The sequence below is a fragment of the Acetobacterium sp. genome (assembly GCF_036508315.1).
Lineage (GTDB): Bacteria > Bacillota > Clostridia > Eubacteriales > Eubacteriaceae > Acetobacterium.
This window is the reverse complement of sequence record NZ_DATCHP010000025.1, coordinates 142,139-162,151: the sequence shown is the minus strand read 5'-3', so window position 1 is coordinate 162,151 and position 20,013 is coordinate 142,139. Positions and strand designations below refer to the sequence as shown.

The window sequence follows — 20,013 nt, the reverse complement described above, 5'->3', positions numbered from 1 at the left end:
TTGACTCACTGAGACCCGGCAAAATAGTTGATGGCATCACTGATTGTAAGAAGTTCTTCCGTAGGTACATAGGGAGTATAAGCATTTGTACTAGTACCAGTACCAGTACTGTCAGTGCCTGATGTTGTTTCATCAGTGTTGGCAGTTTGTTTTGGACCATAAATAAACGCATGTAGTGCAATCACATTATCGGCAAGGGTATTTGGTACAACATAGGAAACTTTGTTAATCATAGCATCACGAACAAATTGATCCGTAGGAACGCGAAAATCCAAAAATCCCGCATCATTCGAACCTAAAAAAGCCTTGGCATAGGTGGTGATCTCTTTCAGGGAAAGGGTTGTTTTAACATAAGGATAAACCTTGCTTAACAGAGTTACGCCTTTAAGCATATCGATTTTAAAGCCTTTCTGAGCAATTTGTTCAACAACTTCACGTTGCCGGGCAGTACGTTCATAGTCATTATCACTGAAGCGATTTCTTGCATAGGCCAAAGCCTGGACACCGGTAAGGGTTTGGGGGCCAATCGCCTCAAGATGGGGATCGTTTCTTCCGACCTTATCATTGACATCATCAATGTATTTATTGGTCCAGTCAAGAACATCCTGGTTTTTAACATTTACTTCAACACCGCCCAGGGTGTCAACGGTGTCCACCATGGCATCAAAATTAACAACCACATAGTCTGTAATATTAAGATCCAAATTTTGGTTTAAAGTTTTAACAGTCAGTTCAGGACCACCAGTGGCATAGGAAGCGTTGATTTTATCAAAAGTTTTATAGGTGTTGTCGGTTGCAGGAATTTGCACCAGTAAATCCCGCATGACCGAGGTCACTTTTACAGTATTATTTCTAAAATCCATGGACACAATCATAATGGTGTCCGCCCGATCACCCTCGATATCACTTCTGCCGTCAATGCCGAAAACCGCAATATTGGCGGTATCAATATCTAAATTATTATTTGCTATTAATTTTGTTGGATCCAGCTTTTGCACACCTAGCATTTCATTAATGTGGTTTAGGGTGACAAAACTGTATCCTAATCCGGCACCAACCAAAAAGACCAATACAATAAGGAGCGGTAAGATTATTTTTTTGTTCATATTAATTCCCTTCAGTTTATGTGATTTGATCAGCTTCAGACCTAAATCTAAATGAAACTTGAATCTAAAAACTTCTGCTCTTTGTATATACCCCATTTCAGTGAATATTACCAACCCACCTTACTTGACAGGGGCTTATATTTTGAGCTTTCAAATAAAGTTCTCATATTAGCATAGAAAAATTATCTATCCGAATATGTTGTTGAGCAAATACTTCTGTGGTATGTTATTATAATCATAAACTAGAAATTTAAGGAGAATGGTGATGAAATTTTCTTGGGTAACGGTAATGGTAAATCATATGGAAGAGTCTTTAAAGTTTTATACCGAAATAGTCGGGCTTGAAGTAAACAGAAGATTTAATGCCGGTCCAGAGATGGAGATTGCATTTTTGGGAGATGGGGAAACCCAGGTGGAATTGATTGGTGGAGCAGTCACTAAAGAAGTCCGCATTGGAGAAGATATTTCCCTGGGTTTTCAGGTTAGCTCTGTTGATGAAACCATGGAGATTATTAAACAAAAGGGAACTGCTATTCACAGCGGCCCTTTTCAACCAAATCCGCATATAAAGTATTTTTATGTAACTGATCCGAATGGATTAAAAATTCAGTTTGTGGAAAACCTCTAGTACAATAGCTGGCTTTCCCAGTTCATAATCTGAGAAGGAATTAAACTTATTGTCAACTAACTAAATAACCCACCTGATTCTTTGAAGCGTCAGGTGGGTTATTTGTTCATAGCTCGTCAATAGCCTGTTCTAATTGAGACAGAGCTTGTTCAAGAATCAGTCGAGGACAAGCAATGTTAATCCGTTGGAAACCTTCACCACCAGCTCCGAACAGGGTTCCTTCGTCAAGCCACAAACCAGCTTTTGCAATAATTAATTTTTCCAGCTCTTTTTCACTGAGTCCCAGTGCATTAAAATCCAGCCAGAGCAAGTAGGTTCCTTCCGGCTCGATGAGCTTTATCTGGGGAAGTCTTTCAATTAAAAAGCTTCTTACAAAGTCTAAATTATCTCCAAGATAAGTTTTTAGTTCCTCTAACCACTTTCTGCCCTTTGAATAGGCTGCCATACAGGCAACAATTCCCATGACATTTAGCTGAGAATAACCGCCTTTTGTCATTTCTTCTCTAAACTTCTTTCGGATTTCACTATCTTTAATGAAAATATTGGATATTTGCAGTCCGGCAAGGTTAAAGGTTTTGGTTGGAGCCGTGCAGGTAAGGGTGATCTTTGAAAATTCAGGTTTTAAGTCGGCAAATACTTGATGTTTGTGTCCTGTGTAGATAAAGTCCTGATGGATTTCGTCAGAAATAACTGTTACCCTGTGTTTCAGGCAGATTTCTCCTAAACACATTAATTCTTCTTTTGTCCACACCCGGCCCACTGGATTATGCGGATTGCACAAGATAAAGAGCTTCACGTTATTTTTAATGATTTTCGTTTCAAAATCATTAAAGTCAATGGTATACTTACCGTTTTCATAAACGAGCTGATTCACCACTTGATGTCGATCATTGAGGATGATCATTTTGGAAAACGGGTAATAAACCGGTTGCTGGATCAGTACAGCGTCGCCTTTGTTGGTTAGCCCACGAATGGCCGTGGCGATGGCGTAAACAATCCCCGGGGTTTTCACTAGCCAATCGCGATTTATGTTCCAGTCAAAATAGGTGTTAAACCAGTCTTTCAAAATAAGAAAATAGTCGTCTGCGGATTCAGAGTAACCAAAAATGCCATGTCTGCTTTTTTCCACAAGGGCATCCACCACAGGGGAAGGGGTTCTAAAGTCCATGTCCGCAACCCATAAGGGCAAAAGCCCTTCAGGCTTGCCACATTGATGTGCAAAATCGTATTTCAGGGAATTTGTATTATCCCGCTGAATTATTTCGTTAAAATTATGTTTCAAAGTTTATTCTCCCTCTAGCACCCTGGATAATTCATTGATTAAATCCTGGGCACTTTCTATTCCAACGGACAGACGCAGCAAACATTCATTGATTCCTTTGGCATCCAGGTCTTCTTTTGGAATATCACCATGGGTTTGCAGCATGGGGTAGGTGATAAGGGTTTCAACGCCGCCTAAACTTTCAGCATACTGTATCAAGGTAACACGTTCTAAAATCTCTTTAGCCGTTTTCTCACTATCAACCTCAAAGGAAATCATTGCGCCGAAACCGCTTCCCTGGCGTTTGGAAATCGCATAATCGGGATGAGAAGAAAGCCCAACATAATGTACAGCTTTTATTTTCTTTTGAGTATTCATCCAATTTGCTATCTTTTCTGCATTTTCCTGTTGCTTATCCATTCGAATTGCAAGTGTTTTAATGCCACGAATCAAAAGCCAGCTGTCAAAAGGCGAGAGACAGGCACCTGTCGTTTTATAAATAAACCGTAAGCGGTCTGAGGTTTCCTGGTCATTGACAACGGCAAACCCCGCCAGCGTATCATTATGACCTCCCAAATACTTGGTACCGCTATGAATAACAATATCGGCTCCTAGTTTAATGGGCTGTTGGAAGTAGGGGGTCAAGAAGGTGTTATCAACAATAAGGACTAAATTATTCTTTTTCGTTAGTCTAGCTACTGCTTCTATATCGGTCACCTGCATCATGGGATTGGTAGGAGTTTCAATAAAGACAGCTTTTGTATTTGGTTGAATACAGGACTCAATTAAAGAGAGATCCGAGGTATTCACAAAATCAAAGGTAAGCCCGTTTTTCATCGAAATTTCATGAAATAGCCGATATGAACCGCCATAAAGATCATCAGAAGCAATGAAATGATCCCCGGGTCTGAAAAGTTCCATGACGGTGCCAATGGCTGCCATACCGGTTGAAAAGGCTATGGCATCAAGGCCACCTTCCAGTTTAGCGATGGTTTTTTCCAGATGTTCCCGGGTGGGATTCTGTTGTCTGGAATAATCAAAGCCTGTGCTTTCACCAACCCCGGGATGGGCAAAGGTAGCCGATTGAAAAATCGGAACACTCACTGCCCCGGTGGTATCATATTTTTCCTTACTTCCATGTATGCAAAGGGTGTCAAAATCCATATTCATTCTCCTTATTTGAAAACATCAAATTTTGATTTGATGTTTGTCCTAGTTTTTTATTTGGAGTTGCTGCAAATAAAGTAAAAATCCATTATATGCGCAACAGCTCTTTTCCAGCTATTACATTGTACTATTTAAAGCCCTTAGTATCAACGAATCTTTTTTAGAGAATAGCGTTTAGCACTGATTACTGCCAAATCCGGACTTTTCAGTCGATATTCCAAAATTGGCCCATTGTTGTTTTATCAACAAAATTAATTCATACTAAACATATATGTTTATGTAATTATAACAAAAGCAATAATTATTGTCAATCGATTGCCTCTGAAAATCAATGAGAACATTTTCAGAAAGGTTTAAGAAAAAGCAATTGACAAATGTATTTTTAGATGTTAAAGTATCAATAATATATCAATCCCATATGAATTATATGTATTGAAAAGGAGGGGATTTTCATGAAATCGAACAGTACAAATTGTTATTGCCAAAATATTCAAAGTTGTTGCGGTAAGTGTGTGTGTAACAGATTAATAGGCTAGCGATTGGAAGTTGGAATAAAAGCTAAGAAACTTCATTACTGAGGTCAGAGGCGACTGTTTAAAATATGCAAATTTCAAAATATAAATGAGGAGACAGCAAATTGCCAAAAAAACAACTTGTATTAGATGCGTTTCATAATAAACCGGTAGAAAGAATTCCTTTTGGATTCTGGTTTCACTTTGCACAGGAACATGAATTTACCAAGGGCCTGGAAGATCCAGCTATCATTCAGAAGAATATAGCTGGCCATAAAAAGTTTTTCAAGGATTTTAATCCGGATTTCGTAAAACTCATGAGCGATGGATTCTTTGAGTATCCCAACCCGATTTTAATCCATGCCAAAAGCGCAGCGGAGTTAAAACAGCTCAAACCCATTGGGCCGGACCATCCATGGATCATTGAGCAGGTCAAACTGGTAAAAGAATTAACGGATGCTTTTGGTTCTGAGGTGCTCACATTTTATAACATTTTTGCACCGGCTACATTTTTTAAACTACTGTTTGGAGATGAAGGCAATAAGATTCTGGCGGACTTTATAGTCGAGGACAAAGAAGCAGTCACCCATGCCTTAAATGTGATTGCGGAGGATTTGGCAACACTTTCGAGAAAAGTCATAACCGAAGGAAAAGCAGATGGCATTTATCTAAGTGTCCAAAACGTTCAGGACCTGCGTATTACACCAGAGATTTACAAAGAAGTGGTTGCTCCAGGTGAGCTGAATGTGCTGGCGGTCGCCAACGAGGTAAGTGAAAATAACATCCTCCATATCTGTGGATACGAAGGAAGTCGAAACGATATCAGTCTGTATGTTGACTATGATGCCAAGGTAATCAACTGGGCGGTAACCATTGAAAATATCAGCTTGAAAGAAGGTAAAGAGCTTTTCGGAGGCAAGGCGGTTATTGGCGGATTTGACAACAGGGCAACCGGCCTGCTCTACAGCGGAAGTAAAGCAGAGATTGAGGATTTCACAGAACAACTGCTAAATCAAGCAGGCAAAACCGGAATTATCCTTGGAGCTGATTGTACTGTGCCAGGCGATATTAAACCGGAACGTCTGGACTGGGCTCGAAACACTGCGGCAAGGCTGTAATAAAACAGCTGCTTAACCAAGATCAAAGGCCTGGATTAAGGCAAGATTTCAAAAAATTAAACAAAAATCACAAGGAGAACATTATGAATAACACTAAAAAACTGATTGCGTTTGTCTCTGTTTTGGCTATTGCAGCTACGGTAATCGGCTGCTCTGCAGCCAAGTCTGCTCCAAATACATCTGCCGCCGCTGGAAGCGAAGTAACCAAGGTAACCGTTGCCCATACACAAACATATAAGCCCTACGATTTTGTTAATGAAAAGGGCGAATCTGACGGATTTGAGGTTCAGGTGCTGAAGGCAGTGGATGAATTGCTTCCCCAGTATGAGTTTGAATTTGTCCCCACATCCGATGACGACCTGTTAATCGGTATTGATTCAGGGAAATATAATGTAGGGGTTAAAGGCGCGTGGTTTACGGAAGAACGGGCGAAGAAATATATTTTTCCAAAGAACTATATTGCAGCAAGTATCATCGGCCTGACTTTCAGGACTGAAAATGCCGACCAGATTAAAGATATGGATTCCTTTGCTAAGTTCAGCGGTAAGCTGGTTCCGATTGCACCTCAAAATGCACAGTGGGCCATTGTTGAGAAATATAATGCCGATCATCCGGATAAAACCATAAATTTGGTTGCTTCTGAGGCCTTTACGATTTCAGATGCCTATACATGGGTACTGGAAGGCAGATACGATGCCTATTTTGATATTAAACCTTCCTTTGAAAAGAGCGTAAAAGCAGAAGATGGCGCATATCATGCATTAGCTGATCAACTCTCCTATGTACCTTATGAAGCAATTCCAACGTATCCGCTGTTCGGCAAGAACGATCAGGCATTGGCTGATGCCTATGATGGTGCCATTGTCCAGTTGAGAGAAAGCGGAAAAATCAAGGAGCTGTCTCAGGAATACTTTGGCGAGGATATTTTCCAATACATTCAGAAATAGTTAATGGGCAGAAAAGGAGGCAGACAGTATGAGACCTTTTGATCCTTGGTTTATTGTGAATGTTATTCCTGATTTGCTTGCTTATCTGCCGGTAACCTTATTTATGATTGTTGGCTCCATGTTCTTTGGCTCTATGCTGGGTTTTATCCTGGCGAGAGCCAAAATAAAAGGTTGCCGAATTCCGAAACTGTTGGCAGATCTTTATATTGCAACGCTGCGCTGTACACCACCCATCGTGCTTTTGTTTATAGTGTTTTATGGCCTTCCGGAATTACTGAAGGTTACAATGGGCGTGAATATTAACGCCATCTACAAGGGCGTTTTTGTGCTTGTCACTTTTACCCTTCTGTTTGCAGCAAGCGTGGCAGAAGTTATGAGGTCGGCTTATGAATCCATTGATAAGGGGCAGCGAGAAGCGGCAATCAGTATAGGGTTGAGCGAGTTCCAGGCATTTTACCGAATAATCCTTCCCCAAGCGGTGGTTGTCGGGTTACCGAATTTTTGTAACGCGCTCATAAATCTGATGAAGGATGGCTCTCTGGCCTTCACCATAGGACTCATCGATATGATGGGTGAGGGAGCTCTGATCGTTTCAAGAAATTATGGTTCCTATGCGTTAGAAACCTATATTGCTTTGGCAGTTATTTATTGGAGTATGATAATTGTCATCGAAAAATCATTTAATTTATTGGAAAAGCATTTGTCAAAAGGCAAGGCAAGGGTAATGGCATAAGGAGTGGAACATTGGAACTAGATGTAAATTATATGATTGATACGTTTTTTCTAGCCTTGGGTGGCATTTCAGTAACCCTGCAGATTACCATTGTCGCTTTGCTGGTGGCGACACCGGTTGCATTTTTTATGGCAATTTCTAAAATTTATAAAGTTAGCATCATCAAACAGATTGTTTCGGGGTATGTATCTTTGATCAGAGGAACACCGATGATTTTGCAGATCCTGATAATTTACAGCCTGGTTCCAAGTCTTATTAATATGATTGTAAAGGGGTTGGGATGGGACTTCAATGTATTTGATGTTAACCCAATTATTTATGCCTATATTGTTTTTTCAATCAATACCAGTGCCGGGCTGTCGGAAGTTTTTCGTTCTGCACTGCTTACGGTTAATGTTGGGCAGTTGGAAGCGGCACATGCGATTGGGATGTCTACAGTCCAGGCATACAGAAGGATTGTGATTCCCCAGGCGTTGGTTGTGGCGCTTCCTAATATCTGCAATCTTACGATCAACCTGATCAAGGGAACCTCTCTGGTTTTCATGATGACCGTTAAGGATATCACAGCCATTGCAAAAATTCAGGCTGCTTTTGGATATAATTACATTGAATCCTATATTGATATCTTTTTAATTTATATTATTATATGCTCAATCACTCAACTGCTGTTCGCACTGGTTGAAAAACACTTTGGATCCTATAAATCACTAAAAAATGCTTAATGAATCAGGAGATGCAGGTATGCTGGAGATTAAAAATATACATAAAGCTTTTCATGACAATGAAGTACTAAAAGGTGTCAGTATCAAAGTAGATAAAGGCGATGTTGTGGTCATTCTGGGGCCTAGTGGCTCTGGAAAAACCACGCTGCTTCGCTGTATTAACTTCCTGGAACGGGCAGACCAGGGCGAGATTATTTTTGATAATCTTCAAGTAAATATCCCAAGTGCAAGCGCTGGGGATATTTCAAAAATCAGAAAAAGAACGGCATTTGTGTTTCAAAACTATAATTTATTCAACAATAAAACCGTCCTGGAAAATGTTACAGAAGGCCTTATTATAGCAAGAAAAATTCCGAAAAATGAAGCCATTGAAATTGCAAAGCAATCCTTGAAAAAAGTGGGGCTTTCGGATCGCTATGATTTTTATCCATCCAAGCTGTCCGGTGGACAACAACAGCGTGTCGGTATTGCGAGAGCCATTGCTGTAAATCCTGATGTGATTTTATTTGATGAGCCAACTTCCGCTCTTGATCCGGAGTTAATTGGTGAAGTCCTTGACGTAATGAAGCAGCTTGCAAAGGAAGGCGCCACCATGGTCGTTGTAACCCATGAAATGTCATTTGCTCAAGAGGTGGCAAATCATATCGTGTTCATGGACGGCGGGGTTATTGTCGAGCAGGGGCCGCCAAAAGAGATTTTCACTTGGCCCAGTGAAGAAAGAACCAGACAATTCCTGTATAGGATTTTGCCGGACAGAGATTATGTTATCTAGCTTAAATATCAGATCAATAAATTGTTGCCATTTTGAATAAACACTACCATTTTTAATGAATATTAAAAAACGGTTTATCTTTAACAGGTCAAGAAAAACTTGACCCAAAGATAAACCGTTTTTTTTTACTGAAAATTAAAGTCGAAGAATTATCTAGTGGTGAGAATTTTGATAAGATTTTTGATGACCACTATTTACAGAACTATCGATTTTATTATTATTCAGACATTCCATACAATTCTCTCCAGAACAATAGTTTAATAAAATATTATCTAAGGCGCAGGAACTGCTTCGATGTGAGCGTATAATTTTCGCCCCTGTTTTTTCGCAGCTTTTCAATGCACTGTGAACCATCTTATGTGAAACAGTATTTGTAAAAAGAACGAGGAGGTCTGGACTTCCAATCATATTCTTCATATCTCCGGGCATTTGTGTGAAAATCTTTACTTTGCAATGATATTTTTTACAGATTTCTTTGTACGTACAAACCATTCTATCATGGCCTCCAATAATTACAATACTCATATCAAATCAATGAAATTAAGGCTATCCTTTATAAAACCATTTGGTATGCATATTTTACGAGTGCGTGCTTTTTTATTGTCTGAAAAAGAAAATGAGCTGAAAGTTCGAAAAGAATTGGTTTTCCACTGATTAATAAAAATTGCCGCCATAATTTCTTCCTCCTTCTTTAAAATTTTTCGAATGTCCTTCTTATCTTATAGGACTGAAGAGCTTCTTCATGTTAATATATACTAATCATATATGTATAGTATATATTAACATATCTTTTCCTTTCCGTCAATATTTTATTAATCGATGAATCGTTTTATAAAGAGTCTCTGTACGATCTCTTCCAAATGTGGTAGGATAATAACAGTTTATATTTGATCAGACATGAGTAAAGAATAATTGTTGATCACAATTCAAATATTTAGATAAAAGGAGTTGTATTTATGAGTTTATTCGGACCTCCAAATGTAGTAAAACTAAAAGGTAAGAAGAATGTGAAAGGGTTGGTGAAGGCTCTTTCATATGAGAAGGATAATAACATTCGTAAAGAATCAGCAGAGGCATTGGGTGAAATAGGTGAACCTTCGTTAGAACCGTTGTTTGCAGCATTAAAGAATAGGGATGAAAATGTTCGTTATCTGGCAACCTATGCACTGGGTTTAACAGGTGATGCCCGTGCATTAGACCAACTGAGCGCTGCTTTGAAGGAGTGTGACGGTGGAGTCCGCGCAGGTGCGGCAAAAGCACTGGGATTAATAGGTAACGCCCGAGCCGTAGTATGGTTATGTGAAGCTTTAAAAGACAGTGATAAATATGTTCGCGAAGGAGCGGCAGAAGCACTGGTCAAAATAGGCAAAGCATCAGTGGAATCCCTGTTTGCAGCTTTAAAAGATAGTGATGGGAATGTTCGTTATTTGGCAGCCTATGCGCTGGGTATGATAGGTGATGCTCGTGCAGTTGAGCCGCTGTGCGTTGCTTTGAAAGATAGGGACGATGATGTTCGATATTGGGCTGCAAACGCCCTTGGTGAAATAGGTGATGCCTCGGCAGTAAAACCGCTGTGTGCAGCTTTGAAGGATCCCGATTATTATGTTCGTAAAGAATCGGCAGAAGCACTTGATAAAATAGAAATACCGACGGATGAAATAGTTAAGATCTGGTATATGATGGCTAAGGGAAATTGGAATGAGATTATTTCTTTGGGAAAAGATGCAGTGGATACACTGTGTACAGCTTTAAGCGAAGGTGACTATTATATTCGTTCAGGAGCAGCAAGGGCATTGGGAAAAATAGGAGATGCCCGTGCAGTTGACCCGCTGTGTGAAGCTTTGAAGGATTGCGATTATGATGTTCGTGAAAGAGTAGCGGAAGCACTGATCAGAATAGGTAAACCTTCAGTAGATCAATTGTGTGGTTCTTTAAAGGATAGCGATAAGGATGTTCAAAGAAGAGCTGCAGAAGCACTTGATAAAATTGGAATGCCCGAAGACAGAAAGTCTCAGTGGGTAGGCTATACTAGATAGATAAAATTATTGAACCAGGCAATGAAATTGAACTTCAGCATATTTTGCAATGAGTAGCACAGACTGCTGACAAAGCCCAGTTTCAAAGACATTATTTATCTGGCACTGCCATACAATCTAAACAGATTGTATGGCAGTTTATTTTATTTTGGACAATTACTGTTAACTGAAATCGTTAGCAGTAAAATAATAGATGATTAAGTGTTATAAGAGTAGGTTAAAGGGTATGTAATAAAAGTAGATCAGTTTTAATAAAACAAAACAAAACAGTGGAGGATGACTTAGTGAAAAAAAAGAAAATTGCAGTAATCGTCGGGAGCCTTCGAAAAGAGGCATTTAGTAGGAAAACTGCCAGGGCATTAATGAAAATGGAGACCGCATCCTTTGAGATGGAAGAGGTTAAGTTAGGTGATCTTTTAATTTACAACCAGGATCTTGATGACGAAGGCAAACCGCCTGCAGCATGGACAACTTTCAGAAAGCTCATGAAAAAATTTGATGGGTTTCTTTTTGTAACACCAGAGTATAACAGATCAGTTCCAGGGTTGCTCAAGAACGCTTTGGATGTGGGATCAAGACCATATGGAGAAAGCATATGGGATGGTAAACCTGGTGCCATCGTGAGTACGTCACCGGGAAGATTAAGTGGTTTTGGGGCGAACCACCACCTCAGGCAATCAATGGTATTCCTGAACGTTCCAACAATGCAGCAACCGGAAGCTTATGTTGGAAATGCGGCGATACTCTTTGATGAAAAGGGTGATCTTATTGATGAAAATACACAGAAAATTTTACAAATTTTCATGGATTCATTTGTCTCCTGGGTTAATAAGATTGTACCAGACAATAATTAAGCAGAAGATTTGATCTTCCTTTGACAGTTTCATAAAAACACTTAAAAATGGCTTTGATAAGCCTTTTTTTTATGGCTGAAAGCTAGAATGCTAAGTCGGAATTCTATATCATATGCTCAGCAGAAAGAAATTTGCATACAAGAATCAATGGTAATGGATCCGATCGCAATTCTCATATTTTGCAACGTTTTTTATGAAGTATTTCTATACGATCTTATTCAAATGTGTTACGATATTAAAAGTTCTTCTTTATAAGCCATCAAGCAGGAGAACACTTGGCATTTGAAGTTCATAATGAAAATCTATGAATAAGTCGGGAAAAAGAGCAGGGAAAATGAATTCAATGAATAATAGCAATAATAAAAATAAATGGACGATTTTAATTATCGTTTCAATGGTGGTTTTTATGGCGGTTTTAGATAGTAATATTGTAAATGTTGCTTTACCGGTCATGGCTAAATCACTTAATGTAACAACAGCCGGCATTCAATTGGTAATAACAAGCTATTTGATTGTCATTTCAGCAACGATATTATTTTTTGGAAGATTAGGGGATATCATTGGTAAAGGAAAGGTGTTTAAGTTTGGAATAGCCTTATTTACACTTGGTTCATTATTCTGTGGATTGACAAGTTCGCTTACAGTTTTAGTTTTATCCAGAGTAATACAGGCAGTTGGTGGCTCATGCGTTATGGCCAACAGTCAGGGAATTATCGCAGATGTATTCCCAGTAGGTGAAAGAGGAAAAGCATTAGGGATTATAGGAACCTTTGTGGCTCTTGGAGCCTTAGTCGGCCCACCCCTTGGAGGATTTATAGTAGAGGCAGCCAGCTGGGAATACATATTTTTAATTAATATACCAATTGGTATGATCACTTTATTTTTTAGTTTGAAGATACTTCCCAATGGGCATGAAACCCCAGATGAAAAAATGGATGGATTAGGAGCATTGTTATTTGTTTTTGTGATCGTTCCTCTATTTGGTGCCCTGAGCAAAGGTCAGGAGGTTGGATTTACCCAGCCAATTATCATGTTAAGCTTTTTAATATCAATATTTTCCTTCATTGGATTTATTATGGTGGAAAAGAAGCGTAAAGATCCCTTATTAGAGTTGGGAATTTTTAAAAATAAATTATTTTCACTCAGCATCTTTTGCGGATTTATTTCCTTTGCAGCTATCTTCTGTTCAATGATCATTCAGCCCTTTTATCTCCAGGATGTCATGAAATTTTCACCGGGATTCACTGGTTTAATACTTATGGTCTATCCACTTATTTTGTCTGTGGTGTCACCATTCAGTGGACATCTGTCAGATAAAATAGGTGGTGAGTTTTTGACTTTTTTGGGGCTAATGCTTACAAGTCTTGGGCTGATATTAATGTCAACTCTAAATGAGACTTCTTCGATCATGAGCATGGTGCTTTTTATTGGGGTTATGTCTTTGGGAAACGGCCTGTTTCAATCACCGAATAATTCTCTGGTCATGTCCACTGTACCAAAAAATAAGTTAGGTATTGCGGGAAGTGTCAATGCTCTTGTGAGAAATTTGGGGATGGTTTGTGGAATTGCTTTGGCTACAGGTCTTTTGTATGACAGAATGAGTTATAAAATTGGAGTTCATGTAACAGATTATGTGGTCGGCAGAAATGATGCATTTATTTACGGTATGGGAATTGTTTATATAACGGCAGCTGCTATTTGCCTCATTGGGGCAATTTTAACCGCGTTAAGATTATTTCGCGGTAAAGCTAATTCTTCCAATATTTCTTCCCTGTAGCTTATTTAGAAATATCGATATTTGGTAATCATAATTAGTGATAATCTGTCGATATTTAATAGAGGAAGAAAGCAATGATTATGGAAAAGCCATAAATCTCTGCATAAAGCCGTTAGAGGTGACCATTAGTGAAGTTAAGAAACGAAATTGTAGGACTGTGGAATCCAAATTATAATGATAAGGGGAATCAGTGATGCTGGGATGGGATACTATTCAAACAATGTTGTTTACAATATTATGCATATGTTTTATCTTTTACTTATTGATGGGCATATCTAATTTAAAGAGAGAAAATAGATCAAAAAGCAACACAATATTTTTTGTTATATGCATTTCTACGAGCTTTTGGGCGATCGGCTATGCATTCATGTTAATTTCTCCCAATGTAGAAATTGCAAACAGCTGGAGAATCATTTCTGCATTAGGTTGGTGTTTTTTTAATGCACTATGGTTATCCTTTGCACTTTCACTTAATGATGCAAATCAAAAAAACGCCACCTCAAAAATGCGATATGCATTATATATCATTTCAACCATATTTTTCATCAGTAATTTAATGTTTGAACCCTCACAGGTAGTCAGTCATGAAGTTTACGGCTTTGTAGATAATTTATATACGATGACACCGATTGGTACTGTTTTTAGTATATATAATGTACTTATAATGGCAATAAGTATTGTCATTATATATTTCAAAATGAGAAAGGCTCATAAGAATCGGATTAAAAAACAGATAAAAATTATTTTAATCACCAGCTTAATCAGTGTTGCTTTGGCACTAACCACAGATTTGTTTTTGCCGCCAATGGGCATTATGATTTTCCCGTCTGGGATCATAACACTCACTGTTGGAATGGGTGGCATTTGGTACGCCATTAATAAATATAAAATGATGTCAATTTCTTGGGAACTGGTATCGGAATATCTTTTTGAAGCGGTCAATGAACCGATTTTCATATTAGGAGAAGATTTCCTTGTGAAAAATTGTAATAAAGCGGCGCTCAGTATAACGGGCTTTTATGATAAGGACTTAAAGGAAAATTCATTGGATACCATCATCAATTTCAGAAATTATAATTTTAATTCGATCATGCAGACAGGAAATGTGACGAGTATTGAAGTTGATTTACACCGGGGACATAAAGAGGCGCTTGTCTGTGAATTATCAGCTACCGTTATACAGGATGAATATAAAGATATATTAGGGATACTTGCTCTATTGCATGATGTTTCTGAAAGAAAAATGATAGCTGAAATACAAGAAAAATATACATTGAAATTGGAAGAAACAAATCTGAAACTTAAAAATGAGATTGTGGAAAGACTGCTTGCGGAAGATCAGATACGTCATTTTATCTATTATGATGCGCTGACAGAACTTTTTAATCGAAAAAAAATGTTGGAAGATCTTGAGAGCTTACTGGATGATAAAAATGAAAAATTTGCAGTTCTTTTTATAGATTTGGATCATTTTAAGAGTGTGAATGATCATTATGGCCATGAAGCCGGAGATCTTATTCTTAAAATGGTGGCAGTGAGATTAAAAAGTATTATCAGGTCAACGGATACCATCAGTCGAATGGGAGGAGATGAATTCATAATCATACTCAGAAATTTAAAAGACATTGTCAATGCTGAAAAATTTGCAGGTGATGTTTTGAAAACATTGAGCACCGCGTTTACCTATAAGGAAAACCAATTACTGATTGGAGCCAGTATCGGCATCAGTCTATTCCCTGAGCATGGATTTGAGGCAGACATGCTGATTAATAAGGCTGATTCTGCGATGTATGAAGCCAAGCGTCAGGGTGGAAATGGATATAAGATCTATTCCTCAGAAATGAAAGAAGATTGAGTGGGTTCCAGCAGCCAAGTATTTCTTGTAATTTATATTGCATAGTATATACCATAAATATATAATGAATATATCCAATACTAATTTTTAAGTTAACGCAATGACCACTGCCACAGTTCTATAGCTTAATTCTTGAAGTCTACTTTAGTAGCTTGAAAAAACGTAATATATTAACCTAATACCTTTTTCACAAGAACTGATGATTCAGACGAGGAAAGGAGCAATGACATGTTACAGAAAGTCTTAGAGGAGTTTCAAGAAGCGGTTTATGACACCGATCAGAATCGGGTCTTAGAAATAGTTCATAAAGCTATCGATAATGGCGTAGCCGCCGAAGATGTCGTATTCGAGATTGTGATCCCCATATTAGAAAAGGCGATTCAATCTATTAGTGAGGATGATAGTACTTGTCTGTCGCAGATGTTTTTTACAGCTCAAATAGCTGCAGCGGTTACCGAAGAAATGATACCTCTTTTTAAACAAGCTCCGAAAGTTGTTGGCTGCGTTGTAATAGGTACTTCATCAGGGGATTTTCATGGGCTGGGGAAAAGGATCGTGATAGGTTGCCTGAAAGCTATGATGATTGATGTGATTGACCTGGGACTGAGTGTACCGCCGGAACGTTTTGTTGATGAAGCGGTTGCCAACAAAGCCCAGCTAATTGGGATATCGTCCATGATGGTGCATACTGCCAGAGGAGAGAATGGTTGCCTTAAGGTCAGACAAATCCTTAAGGAGAGAGGTCTTGAGGAACAAATCAAGATCATTGTGGGTGGCGCTCCTTATCGGTATGATCACGAGTTATATAAAGTAGTACAGGCAGATGCATGGACCGAGAACGCAATTACGAGCAGCCAGATCATCAAGGATTTAATAAAGGAGGTGCAAAAATGATAACTGGAATGGATAGACTGATTGCCGCGATGAGTGGTACTCCCTGTGACCGCATTCCGGTATTCTGCTTCATGAGTGACCAGGGCGCCAAAGAACTGGGGATGACGCTGCAGGAGTATTATTCCAACGGTGAGTACGTTGCAGAGGCACAGCTGAAAATGCGCGAAAAATACGGCTATGATAATCTCTTGAGTCTTTTTTACTTCGGTAAAGAAGCTGAATTACTCGGATGCAAAGAAATTGTTTTTGCCCAGGACGGTCCTCCCAATGTAGGACAAATGATTTTGAAGACCTATGATGACATACATAAGCTTCAGATTCCTGATGATATATCAAGTCACCCGGCGTTTCAGGAAGAGCTGAAATGTTTGCGCATACTGAAGAAGGAGGCCGGCGGAAGATATCCCATAGTTGCTTTTTTATCGGCCTCTATGACACTCCCGACTCTTCTTATGGGAATAGAAAAGTGGATGGAACTGCTGCTGATGGGTCCGGTGGAAGTACGGGATGAGCTGCTAACCAAGTGCTCCGAATTTTTCCGCAAGGAAACAAGCGCCTATCGAAACGCGGGTGCTGACGTTTTTGTATATGTCAACCCATTTGGTTCCACCGATTTTCTTCCCATGAAATTGATAAAAGAACTTTCCCTGAACTGGATGGAAAAGGATTTGCAACCTGGAGGTACCCAGGGATTAGTATATAATTGCAGCGGAGCCCGGATGAATTCCGTAATAGAAATGGTGCTGGAAAGAACCGGTATTGGCGCCTGTTTGTTTAGCGCTATGGACGATATCACCGAAGGTAAAAAAATAATTACAGGCAGAGCTTTGTGCGGAGGAAGCTTTAATGATATCAAACTGATCGATTGGTCAAAAGAAGAAATCAGGAATGAGGTCAAACGGATCATCGATGCAGGTCGGCAGGGCGGAAAATTCTTTTTCGGAACCCAGCTCATGCCCTATTCCATCCCGGAACAGAATATCAGGGCGATGCTAGAGGCGGCATATGAGTTCGGTAAGTTATAATGGAGAATACTGACAAGCTTCTGCTGGTAGGTTGCGGTATCTTAAAAAACGAGATCAACTATATAATTTCCAAAAACGATTGGGCGGTAGATACTGTTTTTATCAATTCATCACTTCATGTTAATTTTAAGGCGCTGTCAAAGGGCCTGACAGCCGTTCTGCAACAGTATTCAGACCGAAATACAGTTGTTTTTTACGGCGAATGTCATCCCCTTATGGACAAAATATTGCAGGATCATCATACCTTCAGGACTCCCGGTCAGAATTGCGTGGAAATGCTGCTGGGGACAGAGCGGTATATGGAAGAACTGAACAACGGTGCGTTTTTCCTCTTTGAAGACTGGGCCCTGCATTGGGAACAAACCATACGGAAAACGTTTGGAAACAACCAACAAATGATCAAGGATATTTTCCACGAAGACCGAAAATATATTTTAGGAATCAAGACCCCCTGCTCCGGGGAATTCGAACTGCAGGCGATGGATGTTGCCAAAGAGGTCGATCTGCCGCTTCGATGGAACTCTGTATCGTTAGAACATCTCGAATCAGTATTGCTAAACACCTTTTATCGGAAGACGGAGGATCGCTGATGACTGAAATGATTTCCATATCAAAAGAAGCATTCACTTCCATGGAAAAACGTCTTAAGCTCTTGGCGAAGGAAAAATCAAATCTTCAATTGATCACCCATCTGATCGATCAATTAAGTACTGCGCCGGGCCTTGAAGCCACCATCGAAAATATGTTGATGATTTTACTGAGTAATATTGGCGGTATCAATATTATGATCTATTACATGATTGATCATAAATATCACTATGCTGATACATTCGGTAAAAAAGCTCAGTTCGACAGCATCGATGATCCTCTGGTAAAAAAGGTATTTGAAACCGGCAAGTCTATGGAACATGAACATGATTTCAGCGATACCAGGATGATGACCGCAGAATTCACAAAAGCTTATACATGGGTATTTCCACTCCAGGTCGGCAAAGATATGATTGGCGTTTTAAAGATGGAAAATATGCAAATAAGCGTCTCTGAACTGCAGGAGCATTTGCAAACATTTTTTAACTACGTAGCTTTATTGTTAAAAAATGAGATATTGGGATACACCAGTCTCAGCAGGGCGTATGATTTGTTACATCAGACTAGTATTGAATTAAAAGAGAGTGAGAAAAAATACCGTTCCGTCTTTGAAACCACCGGATCGGCGACAATCATTATTGAGGAAGATATGACCATTTCTATGGTCAATGCGGAGTACTGCAGGATTTTTGGATGCAGTAAGGAGGAGATCGAAGGCAAGAAAAAAATTATCGAATTTGTGTATAAAGATGATCAGAAGATAATCATGAAGAATCACCGTTTACGCCGAGCAAATTTGGATATGGCACCAATAAATTATGAATTTCGAGCTGTTGACATACAGGGGAGATTGTTAGATGTGTATATTACGATTGCCATGATTCCGGGCACTATGAAAAGCGTAGCATCCATATTGGATATTACGAAACGCAAGCAGGCGGATAAGGAGCTTCACGAAGCGAATGAGAAACTTGCCGGCTCGGTAAAAAAACTGGAGATATGGAACAGCGAGATTAGCCTGCTCAACGAGATGGGTGAACTGCTTCAGGGCGCTCAGTGTCTGGATGAGATATACGCGTTAAGTGCGCAGTTTAACCAAAGAATATTTCCAGATATGCAGGGTGCTCTCTGTCTGGTTTGCCCCTCCAACAATTTGGTTGAGGAGGTCATCCGTTGGGGTGAATCAGTGTTTAGCGAGCGGTTTTTTGAGAAAAGTGACTGTCGGGCACTCAGGAGCAGGAGGCCACATCTGGTCATAGAACCCTTCGGTAATGAAATGCTCTGCAATCATATAACAAATCCCCATATCGCTATTTGTTACTGCGTTCCCATGATAACACAGGGTGAGGCAATGGGTTTGTTACATCTTCATCGCATGTCAATAAAAAATGAAGATGTATCATTCTTTATTGAACACCAGCAGCATTTGGCGGAAGAAGTATCTAACTATATAGCACTCGCCGTGACAAACCTGAAACTCAGGGAGATATTGCGCCAGCAGTCTATCATCGATCCGCTCACCGGCCTGTATAACCGGCGCTATATGGAAGAAAACTTGGTAAGAGAGCTGAGCCGGGCTGAGCGAAAGAAAGGTCCGGTTGGGCTGATTATGTTTGATATTGATCATTTCAAGGAGTTTAATGATACGTTTGGACATGGTGGAGGGGATGCCTTGCTCCATGCGCTGGGAGACTTTCTTGTAAAACACACTCGTGAAGGCGATATTGTTTCCCGTTACGGTGGGGACGAATTTGTCTTTGTGCTCCCTGAGGCGACACTGGAGGACAGCCGTCAGCGTGCAGAGGAACTGCGCCAGAATGTCAAGGAACTTCAAATATCTTACTGGGATAAGCAACTGAGTAAATGTACACTCTCCTTAGGAGTTGCCGCTTTTCCAGAGCACGGATTGACCTGTGATGCGCTCTTAAAAAGCGCTGACATCGCTCTATATCGTGCGAAAAATGAAGGAAAAGATCGGGTGGCTGTTGCTTCAACATGAGAAAATAACCGCATGGATT

19 protein-coding genes are annotated in these 20,013 nt (G+C 39.6%); 14 read left to right on the top strand and 5 right to left on the bottom strand.

The window, feature by feature from the left end; all coding sequences use genetic code 11:
- Nucleotides 1–5: 5 nt before the first annotated feature.
- Nucleotides 6–1,106, bottom strand: coding sequence for an LCP family protein (locus VIK44_RS03490; protein WP_331552448.1), 1,101 nt, complete (start codon nucleotides 1,104–1,106; stop codon nucleotides 6–8).
- Nucleotides 1,107–1,371: 265 nt separating this feature from the next.
- On the opposite strand from VIK44_RS03490, the gene VIK44_RS03485 reads away from it, so the two are divergent.
- The gene (locus VIK44_RS03485) at nucleotides 1,372–1,734 is read left to right on the top strand and encodes a VOC family protein (protein WP_331552447.1); all 363 of its coding nucleotides are present in this window, start codon (nucleotides 1,372–1,374) and stop codon (nucleotides 1,732–1,734) included.
- Between the two features lie 106 nt (nucleotides 1,735–1,840).
- On the opposite strand, the gene VIK44_RS03480 is transcribed toward VIK44_RS03485, so the two are convergent.
- Complete coding sequence (locus tag VIK44_RS03480) at nucleotides 1,841–3,016, bottom strand: MalY/PatB family protein (RefSeq protein WP_331552446.1); 1,176 nt, start codon at nucleotides 3,014–3,016, stop codon at nucleotides 1,841–1,843.
- A gap of 3 nt (nucleotides 3,017–3,019) precedes the next feature.
- On the bottom strand, nucleotides 3,020–4,159 hold the full coding sequence (locus tag VIK44_RS03475) for a PLP-dependent aspartate aminotransferase family protein (RefSeq protein ID WP_331552445.1): 1,140 nt from the start codon (nucleotides 4,157–4,159) through the stop codon (nucleotides 3,020–3,022).
- Nucleotides 4,160–4,799: 640 nt separating this feature from the next.
- On the opposite strand from VIK44_RS03475, the gene VIK44_RS03470 reads away from it, so the two are divergent.
- From VIK44_RS03470 to VIK44_RS03450, 5 genes are all read left to right on the top strand, one after another.
- Entirely contained in the window at nucleotides 4,800–5,792 is a 993-nt protein-coding gene (locus tag VIK44_RS03470) for a uroporphyrinogen decarboxylase family protein (protein WP_331552444.1), read from the top strand.
- Nucleotides 5,793–5,875: 83 nt separating this feature from the next.
- Entirely contained in the window at nucleotides 5,876–6,739 is an 864-nt protein-coding gene (locus VIK44_RS03465) for a transporter substrate-binding domain-containing protein (protein ID WP_331552443.1), read from the top strand.
- A gap of 28 nt (nucleotides 6,740–6,767) precedes the next feature.
- Complete coding sequence (locus tag VIK44_RS03460) at nucleotides 6,768–7,472, top strand: amino acid ABC transporter permease (RefSeq protein ID WP_331552442.1); 705 nt, start codon at nucleotides 6,768–6,770, stop codon at nucleotides 7,470–7,472.
- Nucleotides 7,473–7,483: 11 nt separating this feature from the next.
- Nucleotides 7,484–8,194 (top strand): amino acid ABC transporter permease, encoded by a 711-nt coding sequence (locus VIK44_RS03455; protein WP_331552441.1) that lies wholly within the window; start codon nucleotides 7,484–7,486, stop codon nucleotides 8,192–8,194.
- Between the two features lie 19 nt (nucleotides 8,195–8,213).
- Complete coding sequence (locus VIK44_RS03450) at nucleotides 8,214–8,966, top strand: amino acid ABC transporter ATP-binding protein (RefSeq protein ID WP_331552440.1); 753 nt, start codon at nucleotides 8,214–8,216, stop codon at nucleotides 8,964–8,966.
- Between the two features lie 153 nt (nucleotides 8,967–9,119).
- On the opposite strand, the gene VIK44_RS03445 is transcribed toward VIK44_RS03450, so the two are convergent.
- Both VIK44_RS03445 and VIK44_RS03440 read right to left on the bottom strand, forming a co-directional pair.
- Nucleotides 9,120–9,491, bottom strand: a complete 372-nt coding sequence (locus tag VIK44_RS03445; RefSeq protein ID WP_333783792.1) for a DUF2325 domain-containing protein — start codon at nucleotides 9,489–9,491, stop codon at nucleotides 9,120–9,122.
- Nucleotides 9,488–9,640 (bottom strand): hypothetical protein, encoded by a 153-nt coding sequence (locus VIK44_RS03440; RefSeq protein ID WP_331552439.1) that lies wholly within the window; start codon nucleotides 9,638–9,640, stop codon nucleotides 9,488–9,490. The genes VIK44_RS03445 and VIK44_RS03440 overlap by 4 nt, the downstream gene beginning before the upstream one ends.
- A gap of 282 nt (nucleotides 9,641–9,922) precedes the next feature.
- Between VIK44_RS03440 and VIK44_RS03435 the strand changes: the two genes are divergently transcribed.
- The 8 genes from VIK44_RS03435 (at nucleotide 9,923) to VIK44_RS03400 (ending at nucleotide 19,994) form a co-directional block, all read left to right on the top strand.
- Nucleotides 9,923–11,002: a HEAT repeat domain-containing protein gene (locus VIK44_RS03435; protein ID WP_331552438.1), complete on the top strand. Its 1,080-nt coding sequence runs from the start codon at nucleotides 9,923–9,925 to the stop codon at nucleotides 11,000–11,002.
- Nucleotides 11,003–11,286: 284 nt separating this feature from the next.
- Nucleotides 11,287–11,856, top strand: a complete 570-nt coding sequence (locus VIK44_RS03430) for an NAD(P)H-dependent oxidoreductase (protein WP_331552437.1) — start codon at nucleotides 11,287–11,289, stop codon at nucleotides 11,854–11,856.
- A gap of 343 nt (nucleotides 11,857–12,199) precedes the next feature.
- Entirely contained in the window at nucleotides 12,200–13,633 is a 1,434-nt protein-coding gene (locus VIK44_RS03425) for an MFS transporter (protein ID WP_331552436.1), read from the top strand.
- A 193-nt stretch (nucleotides 13,634–13,826) separates the two neighbouring features.
- A complete protein-coding gene (locus tag VIK44_RS03420) occupies nucleotides 13,827–15,488 on the top strand; it encodes a diguanylate cyclase domain-containing protein (RefSeq protein WP_331552455.1) in 1,662 nt (553 codons plus the stop codon).
- A 228-nt stretch (nucleotides 15,489–15,716) separates the two neighbouring features.
- Complete coding sequence (locus VIK44_RS03415; protein ID WP_331552435.1) at nucleotides 15,717–16,382, top strand: cobalamin B12-binding domain-containing protein; 666 nt, start codon at nucleotides 15,717–15,719, stop codon at nucleotides 16,380–16,382.
- Entirely contained in the window at nucleotides 16,379–17,407 is a 1,029-nt protein-coding gene (locus VIK44_RS03410; RefSeq protein ID WP_331552434.1) for a uroporphyrinogen decarboxylase family protein, read from the top strand. The genes VIK44_RS03415 and VIK44_RS03410 overlap by 4 nt, the downstream gene beginning before the upstream one ends.
- Nucleotides 17,407–17,997, top strand: coding sequence for a DUF1638 domain-containing protein (locus VIK44_RS03405; RefSeq protein ID WP_331552433.1), 591 nt, complete (start codon nucleotides 17,407–17,409; stop codon nucleotides 17,995–17,997). The genes VIK44_RS03410 and VIK44_RS03405 overlap by 1 nt, the downstream gene beginning before the upstream one ends.
- Complete coding sequence (locus tag VIK44_RS03400) at nucleotides 17,997–19,994, top strand: diguanylate cyclase (protein ID WP_331552432.1); 1,998 nt, start codon at nucleotides 17,997–17,999, stop codon at nucleotides 19,992–19,994. Before VIK44_RS03405 ends, VIK44_RS03400 begins: the two co-directional genes overlap by 1 nt.
- Nucleotides 19,995–20,013: the final 19 nt, after the last annotated feature.